Below are 15,542 nucleotides of genomic sequence, written 5' to 3'. Positions count from 1 at the left end.
GCCTCACCCCCGCGCCGTCGTGCCGGAAACGCCCCGCGGTGCCTCGCTCATGGCTCTTGCTCCCATCGTCGGTGTCCCTGAAGTCGGTGCTTCGGGACGCAGTATGGCGAGCGCCTGAGACAGAAAAATCTCGCAACTTTTATTGCGCAATTTTCCTTTCGCATCTAGCGTGAGGGCATGGCAAGCCACGATCGGCCCCGCGTCCAGGACGTCGGCACGCTCAAGGCGCTGGCGCACCCGCTGCGCATGAAGCTGTACCGCGCGCTCAAGGTCGCCGAGCTCGCGACGGCCTCGCAGCTCGCCGAGCAGGTGGACGAGGCGGTCTCCCTGGTCAGCTACCACCTGCGCAAGCTGGCCTCGCACGGCCTCATCGAGGAGACGGAGGGCGGCCGGGGCGACGCCCGGGAGCGCTGGTGGCGGACGTCGGCGGAGAGCTTCTCCACCCGCAACTCCGACTTCCGCGACAGCCCCGAGGGCGTCGTGGTCCACCAGACCCTGTCCCGCCTGCACGCCCGCCAGCTCGCCGAGATGTACGACGGCTACCTCGACGCGCAGTGGGCCTGGAGCGAGGCCTGGCAGGACTCGTCCTTCGGGTCTGAGTTCCTGCTGTCGCTGACCGCGCGGGAGTTGCGCGACCTCAGGCAGGAGATCGACGACGTGGTCGTGAAGTGGACGGCCCGCGGCAAGGCGGCCGGCGAGGCGGGTGACACCGAGGGCCGCGAGAACGTGGCCGTGCACTTGTACGGGTTCCCGTTCACGACGTGAGGAGAGCAGGATGAATCCCGACTTATACCTACTTGTCGAGCGAGTACGCGGGCAGGAGCTGCGCGCCGCCGCCCAGGCCCCCCGCCGGACAAGCCGAACAGGCCTAACAGGCCGGACTCACCCGGGGACGGTCGCCCGCGCCTGGGAACGGCGGCTGGGCTGGGCTCTGGTGGAGACCGGCCTGCGCCTGGTCTGCCGCGGCACGACCAGGCCCCGCCGCCTGGCGGACCACCACGCCTGACCCGCGCCGCCGGGCGTTCTGATCAGGCCACGCCGCCGGGCGTCCTAAGCCGGAGCGGTGCCGTTCAAACCCTTCAGGACCGCGCGTTCGACCGGCGTCGGCGCGGTGCCGGTGAGGTCGAGCAGGCCGGTCGGCACCAGCGGCGGCTGGGCCATGAACCGCGGCACGCTCCCGTGATGCGGCTGGGCCGAGTGGATCAGGAACGGATGGCACAGGAAGACGTCGCCGGGGGAGCCGGTGACGGTGACCTCCCGGCGCCCCTCGCTGAGCGGCACGGCCTCCCCGCACAGCGGGAACCATTCACGCCCTTCGTCCCCGGAATCGGCGAGCAGGGCGGGCACGTCCAGATGTGAGCCGACGCGTACCCGGGTGGGGGCGTCGTCGGGGCCGACCTCGGAGAACAGGAACAGCATGAGGAGGGCCCGGCCGCGCGAGCGCAGGTTCACCCGGTACTCGCCGGCGTCACCGGCGAAGCTCGCCTCCAGATGCCAGCCGTCGTCGCCGGGCTCCTTGTCGCTGGGGAAACGCAGCGGGAAGGTGCCGAGGCCCATGGGCGCGGTCCATCTCCCGGCGCCCACGAGCTGGTCGTAGGCCTCGTGCAGCTCCTGCGTGTTGGCCGCCGCGCGGAAGGACGGGGTCGCGATCCAGCCCAGCCGCACGACCGGCTCGGTCCAGCTCGACGGGTCGTCCGGATCGCAGCCGCTGGCCGCCCACAGCTCGGCCCGGCACTGCTCGGCCGTCTCCCGGGGAACCGCGCCGGGAAGCCGGACGAACCCGTCCTCCACGAACGACTCGACCTGCTCGTCGGTCAACATGCGCAGCCCTTCCTGACGGATTCCGGAACGTCGTGCAGTCTGACGAACGACGGCCAGGAAGGGCAACGCAATTTCCGCCCGGGGCGGAGCGGCGAGGGGGCCTACAGGGTGAGGGTCAGACGCCGAGCGCCGACGGCAGGCTCAGCTCCTGGAGGAACAGCGCCTCGGCGGTGGCCACCCGGCGCAGCTCGTCGAGGTCGACCCGCTCGTTGGGAGCGTGGATGGCGGCGTCCTCGTCCTCGGCGCCGAACAGCAGGATCTCGGCCGCCGGGTACTGCTTGAGCAGCGTGTTCACCAGCGGGATCGACCCGCCCGCGCCCACGTCGCGCGGCGGGCGGCCGAACGCGCGCTCCATCGCCCGGTTGAGCGCCGCCCGCGCCTTGCCGCCGGAGTCGGCCTGGAAGCCGGACCCGACGGTGAAGTCGTCGAACGACACCTGCACGCCCCACGGCGCCACCTGGCGCAGGAACTCCACCACGGCGTTGACCGTGGTCTTCGGGTCGCCGGACGGAGGCACCCGGACGGTCACCCGGGCCCGCGCCGCCGGCTGGACCGCGTTCACGGCGCCCGACACGCTCGGCACGTCGAGGCCCGTGACGGTGATGGCGTACGAGGCCCACAGCCGGTCGGCCAGCGAGCCCGAGCCGACCAGCGAGACGCCGTCCGCCACGCCGGCGGTCTTCCTGAACTCCTCCTCCGAGGGCCCCTGGCCGAGGAAGCTGCCGCGCGGCAGGCCGGGCACCCGGATGTCGCCGTTCTCGTCGTGCAGCGCGGTCAGCATGCGCATCAGGGCGGCCAGCGCGTCGGGGGCGGCGCCGCCGAACGAGCCGCTGTGCAGGGCCTCGCGCAGCGTGCGCACCTCGATGGTGAAGGCCGCCATGCCGCGCAGCGACGTCGTGACCGCCGGGTCGCCGACGCGCGGGTTGCCGGTGTCGGCCACCACGATGGCGTCGGCCCGCAGCAGCTCGGGGTTGCGCTCGACGAAGGCCTCCAGGCGCTCGCCCGCGTACTCCTCCTGGCCCTCGATGATGACCTTGATGCCCACGGGGAACCGGCCCTGGAAGGCGCGCAGCGCGGCGATGTGGGAGATGATGCCCGACTTGTCGTCGGCGCAGCCGCGGCCGTACAGCTTGCCGTCGATCAGGGTGGGCTCGAACGGCGGCGTGCGCCAGGCGGCCAGGTCGCCGGCCGGCTGCACGTCGTAGTGCGCGTACAGCAGGACGGTGGGCGCGCCGGGAGGGGCGGGGGCCTCACCGTAGATCGCGGGGAAGCTGCCTTCGACCGCGACCTGCTGGACGTGCGGCAGGCCCGCCGAGCGCACGAGCTCCTCCGTCACCGCCGCGGCGGCGAGAACCGGCTCCTCAGGGTGCCCGGGGAAGGCCACGGAGGGGATGGCGGCGAGCCGCTTGAGCTCCTCGATGGCTCGGGGCATCGCGGCGGCGACGGCGCTCTCGATCTGGTCAGGAGTCACGGGACGGTCCCCCGGGGGTCGTTCTGGGCAGTTTGGTCTCATTGGATCACAGAAGGTTCCACAGTATGGAAACAGGCATGACCCGCGCGTTAATCTACCTGCGGATTTCGTTGCTGTTACACAACGGTTCTGCGGATCTCGATTTTCTTGCATAGTGCTGCGACCGATTCGCTTGGCAAACCGCAGGTGAAGATGCACACTGTGGAGAGTTCGACACGAGGGAAGATAACCATGACGCAGCCGGAAAACGACGTCCTGAAGGCCGCGCAGGACAACCTGTGGTTGCACTTCACGAGGCACAGCGCCTACCAGGAGAACGAGATCCCGACCATCGTGCGCGGTGAGGGGTCCTATATCTACGACATCCACGGCAAGCGTTACCTCGACGGCCTGGCCGGGCTGTTCGTGGTCCAGGTCGGGCACGGGCGGGGCGAGCTGGCCGAGGCCGCCGCCAAGCAGGCGCAGGAGCTGGCCTTCTTCCCGTTGTGGTCCTACTCGCACCCCAAGGCGGCCGAGCTGGCCGCCCGCCTGGCCGAGCAGGCGCCGGGCGAGCTGAACCGGGTCTTCTTCACCACCGGCGGCGGCGAGGCCGTCGAGACCGCGTGGAAGCTGGCCAAGCAGTACTACAAGCTCGTCGGCAAGCCGCTCAAGCACAAGGTCATCAGCCGCCAGATCGCCTACCACGGCACCCCGCAGGGCGCCCTGTCGATCACCGGCATCCCGGCGTTCAAGCAGATGTTCGAGCCTCTCGTGCCCGGCTCGGTGCGCGTTCCGAACACGAACTACTACCGCGCCGACGAAATCAGTGGCATCCCCGGCATGTCGCCGGAGGAATACGGCATCTGGGCGGCCGACCGCGTGGCCCGCGCCATCGAGATGGAGGGCCCCGACACGGTGGCCGCCGTCTTCGCCGAGCCCGTCCAGAACGCCGGCGGCTGCTTCCCGCCGCCCCCCGGCTACTTCCAGCGCCTGCGCGAGATCTGCGACGAGTACGACGTGCTGCTCGTCTCCGACGAGGTCATCTGCGCCTTCGGCCGCCTCGGCACCATGTTCGGCGGCCAGAAGTTCGACTACGTGCCCGACATCATCACCTGTGCCAAGGGCCTGACCAGCGGCTACTCGCCCATCGGCGCCATGATCGCGCACGAGCGGCTGTTCGAGCCCTTCAAGCAGGGCGACAACATGTTCGCCCACGGCTACACCTTCGGCGGCCACCCCGTGTCGGCCGCCGTGGCCCTCGCCAACCTCGACATCTTCGAGCGCGAGGACCTGCTCGGCCACGTCACCAAGAACGAGCCCCTCTTCCAGGCCGCCCTCGACGACCTGCGCGACCTGCCGATCGTCGGCGACGTGCGGGGCTCGGGCTACTTCTGGGGCATCGAGCTGGTCAAGGACAAGGCCACCAAGGAGACGTTCAACGCCGAGGAGTCCGAGCGGTTGCTGCGCGGATTCCTGTCCAAGGCGCTGTTCGACGCCGGACTCTACTGCCGGGCGGACGACCGCGGTGACCCCGTGATCCAGCTCGCGCCCCCGCTGATCGCGGGGCAGAGGGAGTTCGACGAGATCGGATCCATCCTGCGGGGTGTGCTCTCGGAAGCGTGGGCGCGCCTCTAACACCCTCCCCACCCGGTACGACGAAGTGCCGGTCTCCGAAAGGATCCCTACGATGAAGATCGGCGTCCCTGCCGAGGTCAAGAACCACGAATACCGTGTGGCGGTCACCCCCGCCGGTGTTCACGAGCTGGTGCGGAACGGTCACGACGTCACCGTCCAGCGGGGTGCCGGCCTCGGCTCACACATCACCGACGAGGAGTACCTCGCCGCGGGCGCGAAGATCCTCGACAACGCCGACGCCGTCTGGGCCGGGGCGGACATGGTCCTGAAGGTCAAGGAGCCCATCGCCGAGGAGTACCACCGCCTGCGCGAGGGTTTGATCCTGTTCACCTACCTGCACCTGGCCGCCTCCCGTCCGTGCACCGACGCCCTGCTCGCCGCCAGGACGACCGGCATCGCGTACGAGACCGTGCAGGTGGGCCACACGCTGCCGCTGCTGGCCCCGATGTCGGAGGTCGCGGGCCGGCTCGCGCCGCAGGTGGGCGCCTACAACCTCATGCGCTTCAACGGCGGCCGGGGCGTGCTGCCCGGCGGGGTGCCCGGCGTGGCCCCGGCCAAGGTCGTCGTCATCGGCGGCGGCGTCTCGGGCCTCAACGCGGCCCAGATCGCCGTCGGCATGGGCGCGGACGTGACCGTGCTCGACACCAACATCGACCGGCTCCGCCAGATCGACGCCATCTACCAGGGCCGCCTCAAGACCCTCGTGTCCACCTCGTACGCGATCGAGCGCGAGGTCCTGCAGGCCGACCTGGTCATCGGCGCGGTGCTGATCCCGGGGGCCAAGGCCCCGACGCTGGTCTCCAACGACCTGGTCGCACGGATGAAGCCGGGCTCGGTGCTCGTGGACATCGCCATCGACCAGGGCGGCTGCTTCGAGGACTCGCGGCCGACCACGCACGCCGAGCCGACGTACACGGTGCACGGGTCGATCTTCTACTGCGTGGCCAACATGCCCGGCTCGGTGGCCAACACCTCCACCTACGCCCTGACCAACGCGACGCTCCCGTACGCGGTCAAGCTGGCCAACCTGGGCTGGCGCGACGCGCTGAAGGCCGACCAAGGCCTCGCGGGCGGTCTGAACACCCATGACGGCCTGCTCACCAACGAGCCGGTCGCCCAGGCGCTGGGGCTGGCGTACACGCCGGTCGCCGACGTTCTCTGATTCTCTCGCGGGGGCGCGGCCGGCGGTCGCGCCCCTAACACACCCCCAGGCGGCGCCGCAGGTCACGGGCGGTGGCGAGGACGTGCTGGATCTCGCCCGTGCCCGGCCACGGCGCGCTGCCGGGGCGCAGCAGCGTGCCGCGCACCGACGCCAGGTGCTCGACCGCGCTGCGGTGCACCCCGCTCCGCTCCACCAGCCAGCCGATCACGTCGGAGTGGTCGTGCAGCGGCCTGGTCACCAGGTCCCAGGTGCCCAGCACCTCCGTCAGGTCGGGCACCGACAGCGGCACGCCGCCCCTGCGGCCGGTGGCCGCCGCCGCCAGCTCCGCGCGAGCGGCCAGCTCGGGCTCGGCGGTCCGCGCCCACGCCTGCGGCGGCGGGTCGGCCAGCCACTCCTCGGCCTCGCCCAGCTCGCCGGCGACCGTCAGCAGCCCGCCCAGCTCGACCGCCGCGCCGTGGTGGCCCGCCTGCGCCGCCTGGCGGAACCAGTGGCGGCCGCCGGCCAGGTCGCCGAACTCGGCGATCAGCAGCAGGCCGTAGTTGAAGGCGGACTCGGCGTCGCCGCCCGCCGCCGCCCTGCCGAACCAGTGGCTGGCGGCCGGGGTGTCGCCGAGCTCCACGCAGACGAACCCGGCCATTCGCTGGTCCTCCAGCCGTCCGGCCGCGGCCGCCCGCTCGTACCAGGCGCGGGCCGTACGCAGGTCGCCGCGGGACAGGGCGATGGCGCCGAGCCGGGAGGCGGCGCCCGGGTGCTCGTTCTTGGCGGCCAGCCGGTAGTAGGCCTCGGCGCCCTCGGGGTCGCGGCTGGCGTGCAGGTAGAGGCCCATGCAGTGGGCGGAGTCGGCGTGGCCGCCCCTGGCGGCGTACTCCCACCAGCGCACGGTCTCCTCGTCCTCGCCGGCGGAGTAGGCCAGGAAGCCGAGGTCGTGGGCCGAGGCCATGTCGCCCTCGTCGGCCGCCCTGCGGTGCCACTCGCGGGCCACGCCGGTCTCGCCGGTGTCCTCGCACAGCAGCGCCAGCCGGCGGGCCGCGGCGCGCGACCCGGCCAGGGCCGAGCGTTCGAACCAGGCCCTCGCGGCGCCGGCGTCGCCGCGCTGTTCGAGCAGGAGCGTGGCCAGGTTGGCGGCGGCCTCCGCGTCGCCGGTGGCCGCGGCGGTCTCGTACCAGATGACCGCCTCCTCCAGGCTGCCGTGCTTCTCGTGCCAGACGCCCAGGTTGTAGGCGCTGTCGACGTTGCCGCCCGCGGCCGCCAGCTCCCACCAGAGCCGGGCCGCCGCGCGGTCGCCGCGCTGGGCGTAGAGCTTGCCGAGCCGGTGGGCCGCCTGGGCGTCGCCCTGCTGCGCGGCCACCAGCAACTCCGGCTCGTCACCCACCCGTGGCGCCGGAACGGCCGGCGTCGCCACCTCTCCCTGCCACCAGGCCATGGCGACAGAGTGGCACGTGATCATACGATCGCGAACCGTAATCGCCGACAACGGCCCTAGGAGAACCTGATGAACCCGGAATACATCCCCATCCCGCACACGTAACGCAGCGAGCCGGGACGGTGGGGCGGCAGCCGTACGGTGGCGGGCAGGGCCACGTCGCGCCCGTCGATGGTGACGGTGCCCGTGCAGCCCTGATCGACCAGTTTGAAGATGACCTCGACCGGTACGTTCGCCGGAACGGACACGGCGGCGGGCCGGTAGCCCTCACGGGTGGCATAGACCGTGACGGTCCGGGCGGCGGGCCCCGCGGCGGCCGGCGCGGCCTCCCCCGTCCAGCCGCCCAGGTTGAGACCGGCCACGACGGTCCAGAGCCCGGCGCCGACGGCGACGACCCCCGCGAACCTGGCCAGCCGGGTGCGGGAGATGCGCCGCAGCACGTAGCCGAGCAGCGCGAACGCCGGCGCCGTGCCGACCACGAACCCCGCCATGGCCGCCGCGCCCGACAGCGGCGAGCCGCTGGAGACGGCGAGCATCTCCATGCCGATCGTCACCCCGCAGGGCACGAGGACGGTGGCCGCCCCCAGCAGCGGCGCCTTGTAGCCGGACGGCCGGACGGGCTCGGCGCACGCGTGCCCCCCGCCGCGCATGAGCCGGATCGCGAACACGATCACGGCGCAGCCGGCCGCGACCAGGAGCACGGCCCGCGCCCGCGGCGGCAGGCCGACCGCCGAGCCGAGCAGCCCGAGCAGCGCCCCCACCAGCGTGTACGCGGCCAGCCGGCCGGCCAGGAACCAGGCCACCAGCGCCGGGTCGCGGCCGGGACGGTGGCCGACCAGGCCCACGAGCAGCCCTCCCTGGGCGGCCGTGCACGAGGCGGTGCCCGCCACCAGCCCGGCTGCCACGCCCCCGGCGAACAGGGTGACGGACTCCACGCTCAGCCCTCCCCGCTCGCTCGTGATGCTTTCGGGGGAAACATAACGCGGCAGGCTGGATGCGGCCAGTGACAGTTCTTGTACCCTAAGTGATGTTTAGGTGGTTGCGCCCTTGAGCACGGACATCTTCTCGAAGAACTCGTCGTCGCCCAGCTCGCCGCGGGCGTACCGCTCGGCCAGGATCTGCTCCGCCGACGCGGTGGGCCGGTCGGGGACGGGCGCCGGGCGACGCCCCCACCAGCCCTTGCGGCGGGCCGTGACGGCGAGTGCGATGAGCGCGACCCAGAACAGGCCCCAGAAGACCGGGAAGACCGGCCAGAAATGCGGATGCATGACTTCCTCCTTCGTCCTGCCTCCAGGGTCCGCCTTCCGGCGGCGCGGCGAATCGCCCGCCGGGAGCCGCCGCCGCTGCGCCTGGGGGAGTGCTCAGGCGGGCCCGGCGTACGCCTGAGGCGGTAGCGCGCCGGCGCGTCTCGTCATCCGAAGGACGGGTGCGCGCCGGGCCGCCGGGCCTCGATGAGGAACCTGGACGAATGGGCGACGAACGGGCCCTCGGCCTCGATGAGCTCGTGCAGCTCGCGCAGCCTGTCGCCGTAGCGGCCGACCGAGAAGCCCGGCACGATCCAGATGACCTTGCGCAGGAAGTAGATCACCGCGCCGATGTCGCGGAACTCCATCCGCAGCCGCTCGGCCCGCAGGTCGACCACCTCCAGCCCGGCCGCCTCCGCCTCCGCCACGGCCTGCCGCGGGTCGCGGGCCGAGCCGTCCTGCGGGCCCATGAAGAACTCGGTCAGCTCGAACACGCTGCGCGGGCCGACCTGCTGCGAGAAGTACGCGCCCCCGGGACGCAGCACCCGGGCGATCTCCGCCCACCAGGTCGCCACCGGATGGCGGCTGACCACCAGGTCGAAGACGCCGTCGCGGAACGGCAGGCGCGGCTCGTCGTCGTCGGCCACCACCTGCGCCCCGCGCGGGCGCAGCCGGGCGGCGGCCAGCGCCAGATTGGGCGGCCACGACTCGGTCGCCACCGTCACCTTCGGCAGCGTGGGCAGCCCGGCCAGGATCTCGCCGCCGCCGGTCTGGACGTCGAGCGCTGCCTGCGCCGCCGCCATCCGCCCGGCCAGCAGGCGGGAGTAGCCCCACGAGGGCCGTTCCTCGGTGGCCCGGCCCTCCAGCCAGGAGAAGTCCCAGCCGGCCACGGACACCGTGTCGGCCTCTTCGACCAGGTCATCGTATGTACGCCGCATCCTTCGACCATGTCAGCGCCCCGGCCGCGGGTTCAACCGGATTTCTCCCCGTGTCGCCGATCAGGCGACACGGGCGCGGACGGCCGCGCGGTCGATCCCGAGCTGGTCGATCAGCCGGGCCACCGGGTCGTGGCGGTCCCGCTCCAGGAGGGCGAGCAGGAGGTGGCGGGGCGCCTGCGGCCTGGTCTTCCGCCGGGTGGCCCCGATGGCGGCGTTGACCACCGCGCGGGCGCTCGACGTGAGCGCGGTGCCGGGGATCGGCGGGTGCCGGCGGGGCGTCGCGCGCGGGGCCTGGCCGAGGTCGAGGCCGATCGAGCGCAGCGCCTCGCGGTCGAGCTCGTCGAGCGCGGCGCGCGCCCCGGCCAGGTCCACGCCGAGCGCCCGCGCCGGCTCGGCGGCGGGATCGTGCAGCAGGCCGAGCAGCAGGTGCTCGGTGCCGAGCCGGCGGTCGCCGCGCTGCCTGGCCTCGTCGAGCGCCGCGCTGACGACGGCCGCGAAGGGGCTCTTCTCCTTGCCGAACATGGCGATCCTCACTTTCCGTATCTGGCGTGCACGGACTGCCGCGACATGCCGAGCGCGTCGCCGATCTGTTCCCAGGTCCAGCCCTGCTCCCTGGCCGCCGCCACCGACGCCGCCTCGACCTGCTCGGCCAGCCGGTGCAGCGCGCCCACCGCCCGCAGGCCCAGGGCGGGGTCGTTCGACCTGATGCGTTGAGACAGCTCTTCCATGTCCACGTTGTCAGGCTAGATTGACAGTGACGATTTTGTCAATCTAGCCTGACAGGCATGGACGACGTGATGATCGTGGGAGCGGGCCCGGTCGGGCTCATGCTCGCGGGCGAGCTGGCGCTGGCCGGCTTACGCCCGATCGTGCTGGACAAACGCCCGGAACCGAGCGAGCTGCCCAAGGCCAACGGGCTCGCCGGGCAGATCGTGGAACTGCTTGGCCACCGCGGCCTGCTCGGCCTCCTCGCCGAGGGCAGCGGCTTCGCCGGCCCCGCCCCGGGGTTCCCGTTCGGGCAGGTGCCGCTGCGGTTCGCCGGGCACGACGACATGCCGCTGCGGCTGCTGCTGATCCAGCAGCCCCGGCTGGAACGGCTGCTGGCCGAGCGGGCCGCACGGCTCGGGGCCGAGATCAGGCGCGGCCACGAGGTCCTCGGGCTGGCCCGGGACGAGGAGGGCGTCACACTGGAGCTGTCCACCGGCCGGGCCCGCGCCCGGTACGTCGTCGGCTGCGACGGCGGGCACAGCACCGTCCGCGCCCTGGCGGGCATCGGCTTCCCTGGCACCACCGACGACGAGGTGCTGCGGCTCGGCCACTTCGCCCGGGACGGGCAGGGCCCGTTCGAGGCGCCGCGGGTCGAGGGCCTGGAACCCGGCTGGAACCGCACCCCGGCCGGCCGCCTGCTGCTCACCTCGCTGCGACCCGGCGTGCTCATCGCGGGCGTGCGCGAGCGCGGCACGCTGCCCGGCGGCCCGGTGACCCCGGACGACTTCCACGCGGCCGTACGCCGGGTGATCGGGCGGGACCTGCCGCTGGGCGAGCCGATCTGGCTGTCCGGCACGGTCGCGCAGGCCAGGCTCGCCGAGCGTTACCGGGCCGGGCGGGTGTTCCTGGCCGGGGACGCCGCCCACCTGTTCCCGGCGGGCGGGTCGGCGCTCAACGTCGGCCTGACGGAGGCGGCCAACCTGGCCTGGAAGCTGGCCGCCGTGCTGCTCGGACGGGTGCCCGCCGGGCTGCTCGACACCTACGAGGAGGAGCGCCGTCCGGTGGCCGCGCGGGCGCTCGCCCAGACCCGCGCCCAGGCGGCGCTGGAACGGGCCCCAGGCGAGGACGGCGACGCCCTGCGCGCGCTGCTCGGCGAGCTGTTCGCCCACGAGCAGCCGCTGCGCCGGCTCGCCGCGCTCCTGCACGGCTCCGACACCCGCTACCCGCCCGCGCGGGGGCTGGAGCACCCGCATCCGCTCGCCGGCCGGTTCCTCCCCGACCTGGAGCTGAGCACGGCGGCGGGGGAACAGCGGGTGGCCGGGCTGCTGCGGGCCGGCAGGCCGGTGCTGCTCGACCTCCGCGACAGGCCGGACCCGGCGCCGCCCGGCGACCCCGGCGACGGGCCGGACCCGGCGCTGCCCGAAGGCGGCTGGATCGACGTGGTGCGGGCGCGGTGCGCCGAGCCGCCCGCCGACGTGCTGCTCGTCCGCCCCGACGGGTACGTGGCCTGGGCCGGGACCGGCGGCCTGGCCGAGGCGGCGCGGGCGTGGTTCGGCGCCGGACCGTCCGCCGTCAGAGCCACCCCGGCTTGACCAGGCCGGACTCGTAGGCGATGACCACGAGCTGGGCGCGGTCGCGGGCGTGCAGCTTCATCATGGCCCGGCTGACGTGGGTCTTGGCCGTGGCCGGCGACATGAACAGCTTGGCGGCGATCTCGTCGTTGGTCATGCCCGTGCCGACCAGGGAGAGCACTTCGCGCTCGCGTTCGGTGAGCTGGTCGAGGCCCTGGCTGGCGACCGGCTCCTTGGCGCGCGAGGCGTACTCGGCGATCAGCCGCCGGGTCACGCTCGGCGACAGCAGCGCCTCGCCCGCCGCCACCACCCGCACGGCCTGGATGAGCTCGGCCGGCTCGGTGTCCTTGACCAGGAAGCCGGACGCGCCGCCGCGCAGCGCCTCGAAGACGTACTCGTCCAGCTCGAAGGTGGTCAGGATGATGATGTGCGGGCCGGGCGGCATCAGGCGGGTGGCGGTCAGGCCGTCGGTGCCGGGCATGCGGATGTCCATCAGCACGACGTCCGGGGCGTGCTCGCCGGCCAGGCGCACCGCCTCCGCGCCGTCGGCCGCCTCGGCCACCACGGTCATGTCGGGCTGGGCGTCCAGCAGGGCCTTGAAGCCCGCGCGGACCAGTGCCTGGTCGTCGGCGAGCAACACCTTGATCACGTTGGGTTCTCCTCGGGTAGGGGCAGACGGGCCTCGACCTGGAAGCCGCCGTCCGACGGGCCGGCGACGAGCGTGCCGCCCAGGGCGGAGGCGCGCTCGCGCATGCCGGGGATGCCGTTGCCGCTGCCGTCCTCCGACAGCACCGCGGGCTTGGTCGCCCCCGTGTCGGCGACCACGATGACCAGCTCCGCGGCGCCGTACTCCAGGCGCACCGACACCCGCGAGCCGGGCGCGTGGCGGGCGGCGTTGGTGAGCGACTCCTGCACGATCCGGTACGCGGCCCGCTCGACCTGCGGCGGCAGCGGCCGCGACCCCACCCGCCTGAGCGAGACCTCCATCCCCGAACGCTGGACGAGGTCGTCGAGCCGGTCGAGCCCGGCCGTCGGGGAGCGCGGGGCGCCCTCGCGCAGCACGTTGAGCACCGAGCGCATCTCGCCCAGCACCTCCTTGGACGCCGTCTTGATCGTGGCCAGGGCGGAGCGGGCCTGCTCGGGGTTGGCGTCGATGAGGTGCAGCGCGGTGCTGGCCTGCACGTGGATGAGCGAGATGTTGTGCGCGAGCACGTCGTGCAGCTCCTGGGCCATGGTCAGGCGCTCCTCGCTGGCCTGCCGCCTGGCCTCCTCCTCGAGGATGCGCTCGCGCTCGGCCCGGCGTTCCCTGACGATCCTGACCAGCTCGGCCACGACCATGAACAGCATGATGAACGCGAGGATCGACAGGCTGTGGAACAGGTCGCGGTTGCCCACCCACCAGGCGTAGCTGAGCAGCGAGGTCACCGTCATGGTCGCCATCGTCCAGGCCATCAGCCGTCTGCCCCCTGTGACCAGGAGGAACAGCAGGACGCCGGGGCTGAGGAAGGCGGGGCCGTAGGCGTAGCCGCCGATGAGGAACAGGTCCATCGCGGCGAGCGCGACGGAGACCGTCAGCAGCGGGAACCGCCTGCGGAAGAGGATGGCCAGCGGCCCGACCAGCAGCAACGCGTACGCGTACGGGTCGAGCTGCTCCCTGAGGAGACGCTGGCCCCACGTCGCGCCCTGGGCGATCACCAACTGGGCGACCGCCACGATCAGGGCGAGATAAGGGTCGAAACCGGACTTCGTGCGCACGCCACCACGCTAGGCCACCGGCGGCGCGCACGACATCATCCCCTTGTCCGAGGGGGCCCTACCACGACGGGCGTAGCTGGGTCATCGTGGACACCATGCGCCGTGTGATCTTCTCCGCAGCAGCAGTCCTCATCTCACTCCTGCCCGCCGCGCCCGCGTCGGCGGGCCCCCAGCAGAAAGCCCCGGTCGCCGAGGGGTACGGAGGCGCCGTCGCCACCGTCGACCTCGACGCCAGCAAGGCCGCGATCTCCGTGCTGAGACGCGGCGGCAACGCCGTCGACGCGGCCGTGGCCGCCGGAGCCGTGCTCGGGGTGACCGAGCCGTACTCGGCCGGCCTGACCGGCGGCGGCTTCATGGTGTTGTACGACGCCAGGCAGCGCAAGGTCGTCACCATCGACGGCCGCGAGACCGCCCCGCGCGCGATGACCGCCACCAGCTTCGAGGGCATCCCGTTCGACGAGGGCGTCACCAGCGGCCTGTCGGCGGGCGTGCCCGGCACGCTGGCGCACTGGGACCTGGCCCTGCGCCGGTTCGGCACGCTCTCGCTCGGCCAGGCGCTCCAGCCCGCCATCGAGGTGGCCTCCCGCGGCTTCGTCGTGGACCAGACGTTCCACGACCAGACGGCCGCGAACGCCGGCCGCTTCAAGGACATCACCTCGACGGCCCGCCTCTACCTCCCGAACGGCGCCCCGCCGCCGGTCGGCTCGGTGTTCCGGAACCCGGAGCTGGCGAACACGTACCGGGAACTGGCCCGGCGCGGCCCCGGCTGGCTGTACGGCGGCCGGCTCGGCGCGGAGATCGTGGCCACCGTGAAGAAGCCGCCGGTCACCCCCGGCAGCACCCGCAACGTCAGGCCCGGCCTGATGGAGCTGTCGGACCTGCGGGACTACCGCGCCCTCCTGCGCGAGCCCACCAAGATCTCCTACAACGGCATGGACGTCTACGGCATGGCCCCGCCGTCCTCGGGCGGTTCGACCGTCGGCGAGGCGCTCAACATCCTCGAAGCCCTGCCCAAGGTGGGCCTGCACGAGTATCTGGAGGCGTCCAGGCTGGCCTTCGCCGACCGCAACGCCTACGTCGGCGACATCCCGGGCGTGCCGCTGCGCGAGCTGCTGTCCGACGGGTTCGCCAAGGAGCGCGCCTGCCTGATCGGTGACAGGGCCCTGACCAGCCCGGTCGCCCCGGGCAGCCCCGACGGCACGTACGGCGCCTGCACCACCCCGACCGGCAGCGCGACCCCGATCGCGGACGAGGGCCCGGAGACCACGCACATGGTCGTCGCCGACCGCTGGGGCAACGTGGTCGCCTACAACCTCACCATCGAGTCGACCGGCGGCAACGGCATCGTGGTGCCGGGCCGCGGCGTGCTGCTCAACAACGAGCTGACCGACTTCACCTTCGGCCCCGCCCCCGGCGACCCCAACCTGCCCGGCCCCGGCAAGCGGCCGCGCTCGTCGATGGCGCCCACGCTGGTGTTCGACCACGGCAGGCCGGTGCTGGCCGCGGGCTCGCCGGGCGGCTCGACGATCATCACGACCGTGCTGCAGATCCTGGTCAACCGGTACGAATTCGGCATGAGCCTCCCCGATGCCCTCGCCGCGCCGCGGGCCACGCAACGCAACACCGCCCAGACGCAGGCCGAGCAGGCGTTCCTCGACAAGTACCGGACCGAGCTGGAGGCCAAGGGGCACGGCTTCGTGCTGAACCCCGAGATCGGCGCGGCCACGGCGCTGGAACTGCGCGGCCACGGCCTGGTCCAGGCCGTCGCCGAGCCCGTACGGCGAGGCGGCGGCAGCGCCCTGGTCGTGAACCCGCGCTGAGCGCGCACGGCGGCG

At 72.9% G+C, this 15,542-nt stretch carries 15 protein-coding genes; 5 read left to right on the top strand and 10 right to left on the bottom strand.

Going from position 1 to position 15,542, the window contains the following annotated elements; all coding sequences use genetic code 11:
- Positions 1–177: 177 nt before the first annotated feature.
- On the top strand, positions 178–765 hold the full coding sequence (locus ACNF49_RS51170) for a helix-turn-helix domain-containing protein (protein ID WP_357970443.1): 588 nt from the start codon (positions 178–180) through the stop codon (positions 763–765).
- A gap of 285 nt (positions 766–1,050) precedes the next feature.
- Here the strand turns inward: ACNF49_RS51170 and ACNF49_RS51165 are convergent, their stop codons facing one another.
- Entirely contained in the window at positions 1,051–1,821 is a 771-nt protein-coding gene (locus tag ACNF49_RS51165) for a phytanoyl-CoA dioxygenase family protein (RefSeq protein WP_357970449.1), read from the bottom strand.
- A 115-nt stretch (positions 1,822–1,936) separates the two neighbouring features.
- On the bottom strand, positions 1,937–3,292 hold the full coding sequence (locus tag ACNF49_RS51160; RefSeq protein ID WP_357970452.1) for a dipeptidase: 1,356 nt from the start codon (positions 3,290–3,292) through the stop codon (positions 1,937–1,939).
- 231 nt (positions 3,293–3,523) lie between these two features.
- On the opposite strand from ACNF49_RS51160, the gene ACNF49_RS51155 reads away from it, so the two are divergent.
- Both ACNF49_RS51155 and ald read left to right on the top strand, forming a co-directional pair.
- Positions 3,524–4,906: an aspartate aminotransferase family protein gene (locus ACNF49_RS51155; RefSeq protein WP_357970454.1), complete on the top strand. Its 1,383-nt coding sequence runs from the start codon at positions 3,524–3,526 to the stop codon at positions 4,904–4,906.
- A 52-nt stretch (positions 4,907–4,958) separates the two neighbouring features.
- Positions 4,959–6,068 (top strand): alanine dehydrogenase, encoded by a 1,110-nt coding sequence (gene ald / locus ACNF49_RS51150; RefSeq protein WP_357970457.1) that lies wholly within the window; start codon positions 4,959–4,961, stop codon positions 6,066–6,068.
- 34 nt (positions 6,069–6,102) lie between these two features.
- Here the strand turns inward: ald and ACNF49_RS51145 are convergent, their stop codons facing one another.
- From ACNF49_RS51145 to ACNF49_RS51120, 6 genes are all read right to left on the bottom strand, one after another.
- Complete coding sequence (locus tag ACNF49_RS51145) at positions 6,103–7,491, bottom strand: tetratricopeptide repeat protein (RefSeq protein ID WP_482942192.1); 1,389 nt, start codon at positions 7,489–7,491, stop codon at positions 6,103–6,105.
- 56 nt (positions 7,492–7,547) lie between these two features.
- On the bottom strand, positions 7,548–8,426 hold the full coding sequence (locus ACNF49_RS51140) for a sulfite exporter TauE/SafE family protein (protein ID WP_482942191.1): 879 nt from the start codon (positions 8,424–8,426) through the stop codon (positions 7,548–7,550).
- Between the two features lie 96 nt (positions 8,427–8,522).
- Positions 8,523–8,759 carry an SHOCT domain-containing protein gene (locus tag ACNF49_RS51135; RefSeq protein WP_357970465.1) on the bottom strand — a complete coding sequence of 79 codons (237 nt, stop codon included), beginning with the start codon at positions 8,757–8,759 and terminating at the stop codon, positions 8,523–8,525.
- 143 nt (positions 8,760–8,902) lie between these two features.
- Complete coding sequence (locus ACNF49_RS51130; protein ID WP_357970467.1) at positions 8,903–9,673, bottom strand: class I SAM-dependent methyltransferase; 771 nt, start codon at positions 9,671–9,673, stop codon at positions 8,903–8,905.
- Positions 9,674–9,733: 60 nt separating this feature from the next.
- Positions 9,734–10,207 carry a Clp protease N-terminal domain-containing protein gene (locus tag ACNF49_RS51125; RefSeq protein ID WP_482942190.1) on the bottom strand — a complete coding sequence of 158 codons (474 nt, stop codon included), beginning with the start codon at positions 10,205–10,207 and terminating at the stop codon, positions 9,734–9,736.
- The gene (locus tag ACNF49_RS51120; protein ID WP_352326953.1) at positions 10,204–10,401 is read right to left on the bottom strand and encodes a helix-turn-helix domain-containing protein; all 198 of its coding nucleotides are present in this window, start codon (positions 10,399–10,401) and stop codon (positions 10,204–10,206) included. The genes ACNF49_RS51125 and ACNF49_RS51120 overlap by 4 nt, the downstream gene beginning before the upstream one ends.
- Positions 10,402–10,458: 57 nt before the next feature.
- Here ACNF49_RS51120 and ACNF49_RS51115 point away from each other — a divergent pair, with 57 nt between their 5' ends.
- Positions 10,459–11,973, top strand: coding sequence for an FAD-dependent monooxygenase (locus ACNF49_RS51115; RefSeq protein ID WP_482942189.1), 1,515 nt, complete (start codon positions 10,459–10,461; stop codon positions 11,971–11,973).
- Here the strand turns inward: ACNF49_RS51115 and ACNF49_RS51110 are convergent.
- Together ACNF49_RS51110 and ACNF49_RS51105 are read right to left on the bottom strand one after the other, a co-directional pair.
- Positions 11,954–12,601 carry a response regulator gene (locus ACNF49_RS51110; protein ID WP_482942188.1) on the bottom strand — a complete coding sequence of 216 codons (648 nt, stop codon included), beginning with the start codon at positions 12,599–12,601 and terminating at the stop codon, positions 11,954–11,956. The two genes, ACNF49_RS51115 and ACNF49_RS51110, sit on opposite strands and share 20 nt — an antisense overlap.
- Positions 12,598–13,707, bottom strand: coding sequence for a sensor histidine kinase (locus tag ACNF49_RS51105; protein WP_482942187.1), 1,110 nt, complete (start codon positions 13,705–13,707; stop codon positions 12,598–12,600). Before ACNF49_RS51105 ends, ACNF49_RS51110 begins: the two co-directional genes overlap by 4 nt.
- A 95-nt stretch (positions 13,708–13,802) precedes the next feature.
- Here ACNF49_RS51105 and ACNF49_RS51100 point away from each other — a divergent pair, with 95 nt between their 5' ends.
- Entirely contained in the window at positions 13,803–15,527 is a 1,725-nt protein-coding gene (locus tag ACNF49_RS51100; protein WP_482942186.1) for a gamma-glutamyltransferase family protein, read from the top strand.
- The last annotated feature ends 15 nt before the right edge of the window (positions 15,528–15,542 follow it).

The organism is Actinomadura sp. ATCC 39365 (assembly GCF_054392275.1).
The sequence above is the reverse complement of the archived record's forward strand: the minus strand, read 5'-3'. Positions and strand labels throughout refer to the sequence as shown.

Coding starts and splice junctions, on each gene's coding strand:
- ACNF49_RS51170 (WP_357970443.1), top strand. CDS start 178: ATGGCAAGCCACGATCGGCCCCGCGTCCAGGACGTCGGCACGCTCAAG.
- ACNF49_RS51165 (WP_357970449.1), bottom strand. CDS start 1,821: ATGTTGACCGACGAGCAGGTCGAGTCGTTCGTGGAGGACGGGTTCGTC.
- ACNF49_RS51155 (WP_357970454.1), top strand. CDS start 3,524: ATGACGCAGCCGGAAAACGACGTCCTGAAGGCCGCGCAGGACAACCTG.
- ald (WP_357970457.1), top strand. CDS start 4,959: ATGAAGATCGGCGTCCCTGCCGAGGTCAAGAACCACGAATACCGTGTG.
- ACNF49_RS51145 (WP_482942192.1), bottom strand. CDS start 7,491: ATGGCCTGGTGGCAGGGAGAGGTGGCGACGCCGGCCGTTCCGGCGCCA.
- ACNF49_RS51135 (WP_357970465.1), bottom strand. CDS start 8,759: ATGCATCCGCATTTCTGGCCGGTCTTCCCGGTCTTCTGGGGCCTGTTC.
- ACNF49_RS51130 (WP_357970467.1), bottom strand. CDS start 9,673: ATGCGGCGTACATACGATGACCTGGTCGAAGAGGCCGACACGGTGTCC.
- ACNF49_RS51120 (WP_352326953.1), bottom strand. CDS start 10,401: ATGGAAGAGCTGTCTCAACGCATCAGGTCGAACGACCCCGCCCTGGGC.
- ACNF49_RS51115 (WP_482942189.1), top strand. CDS start 10,459: ATGGACGACGTGATGATCGTGGGAGCGGGCCCGGTCGGGCTCATGCTC.
- ACNF49_RS51100 (WP_482942186.1), top strand. CDS start 13,803: ATGCGCCGTGTGATCTTCTCCGCAGCAGCAGTCCTCATCTCACTCCTG.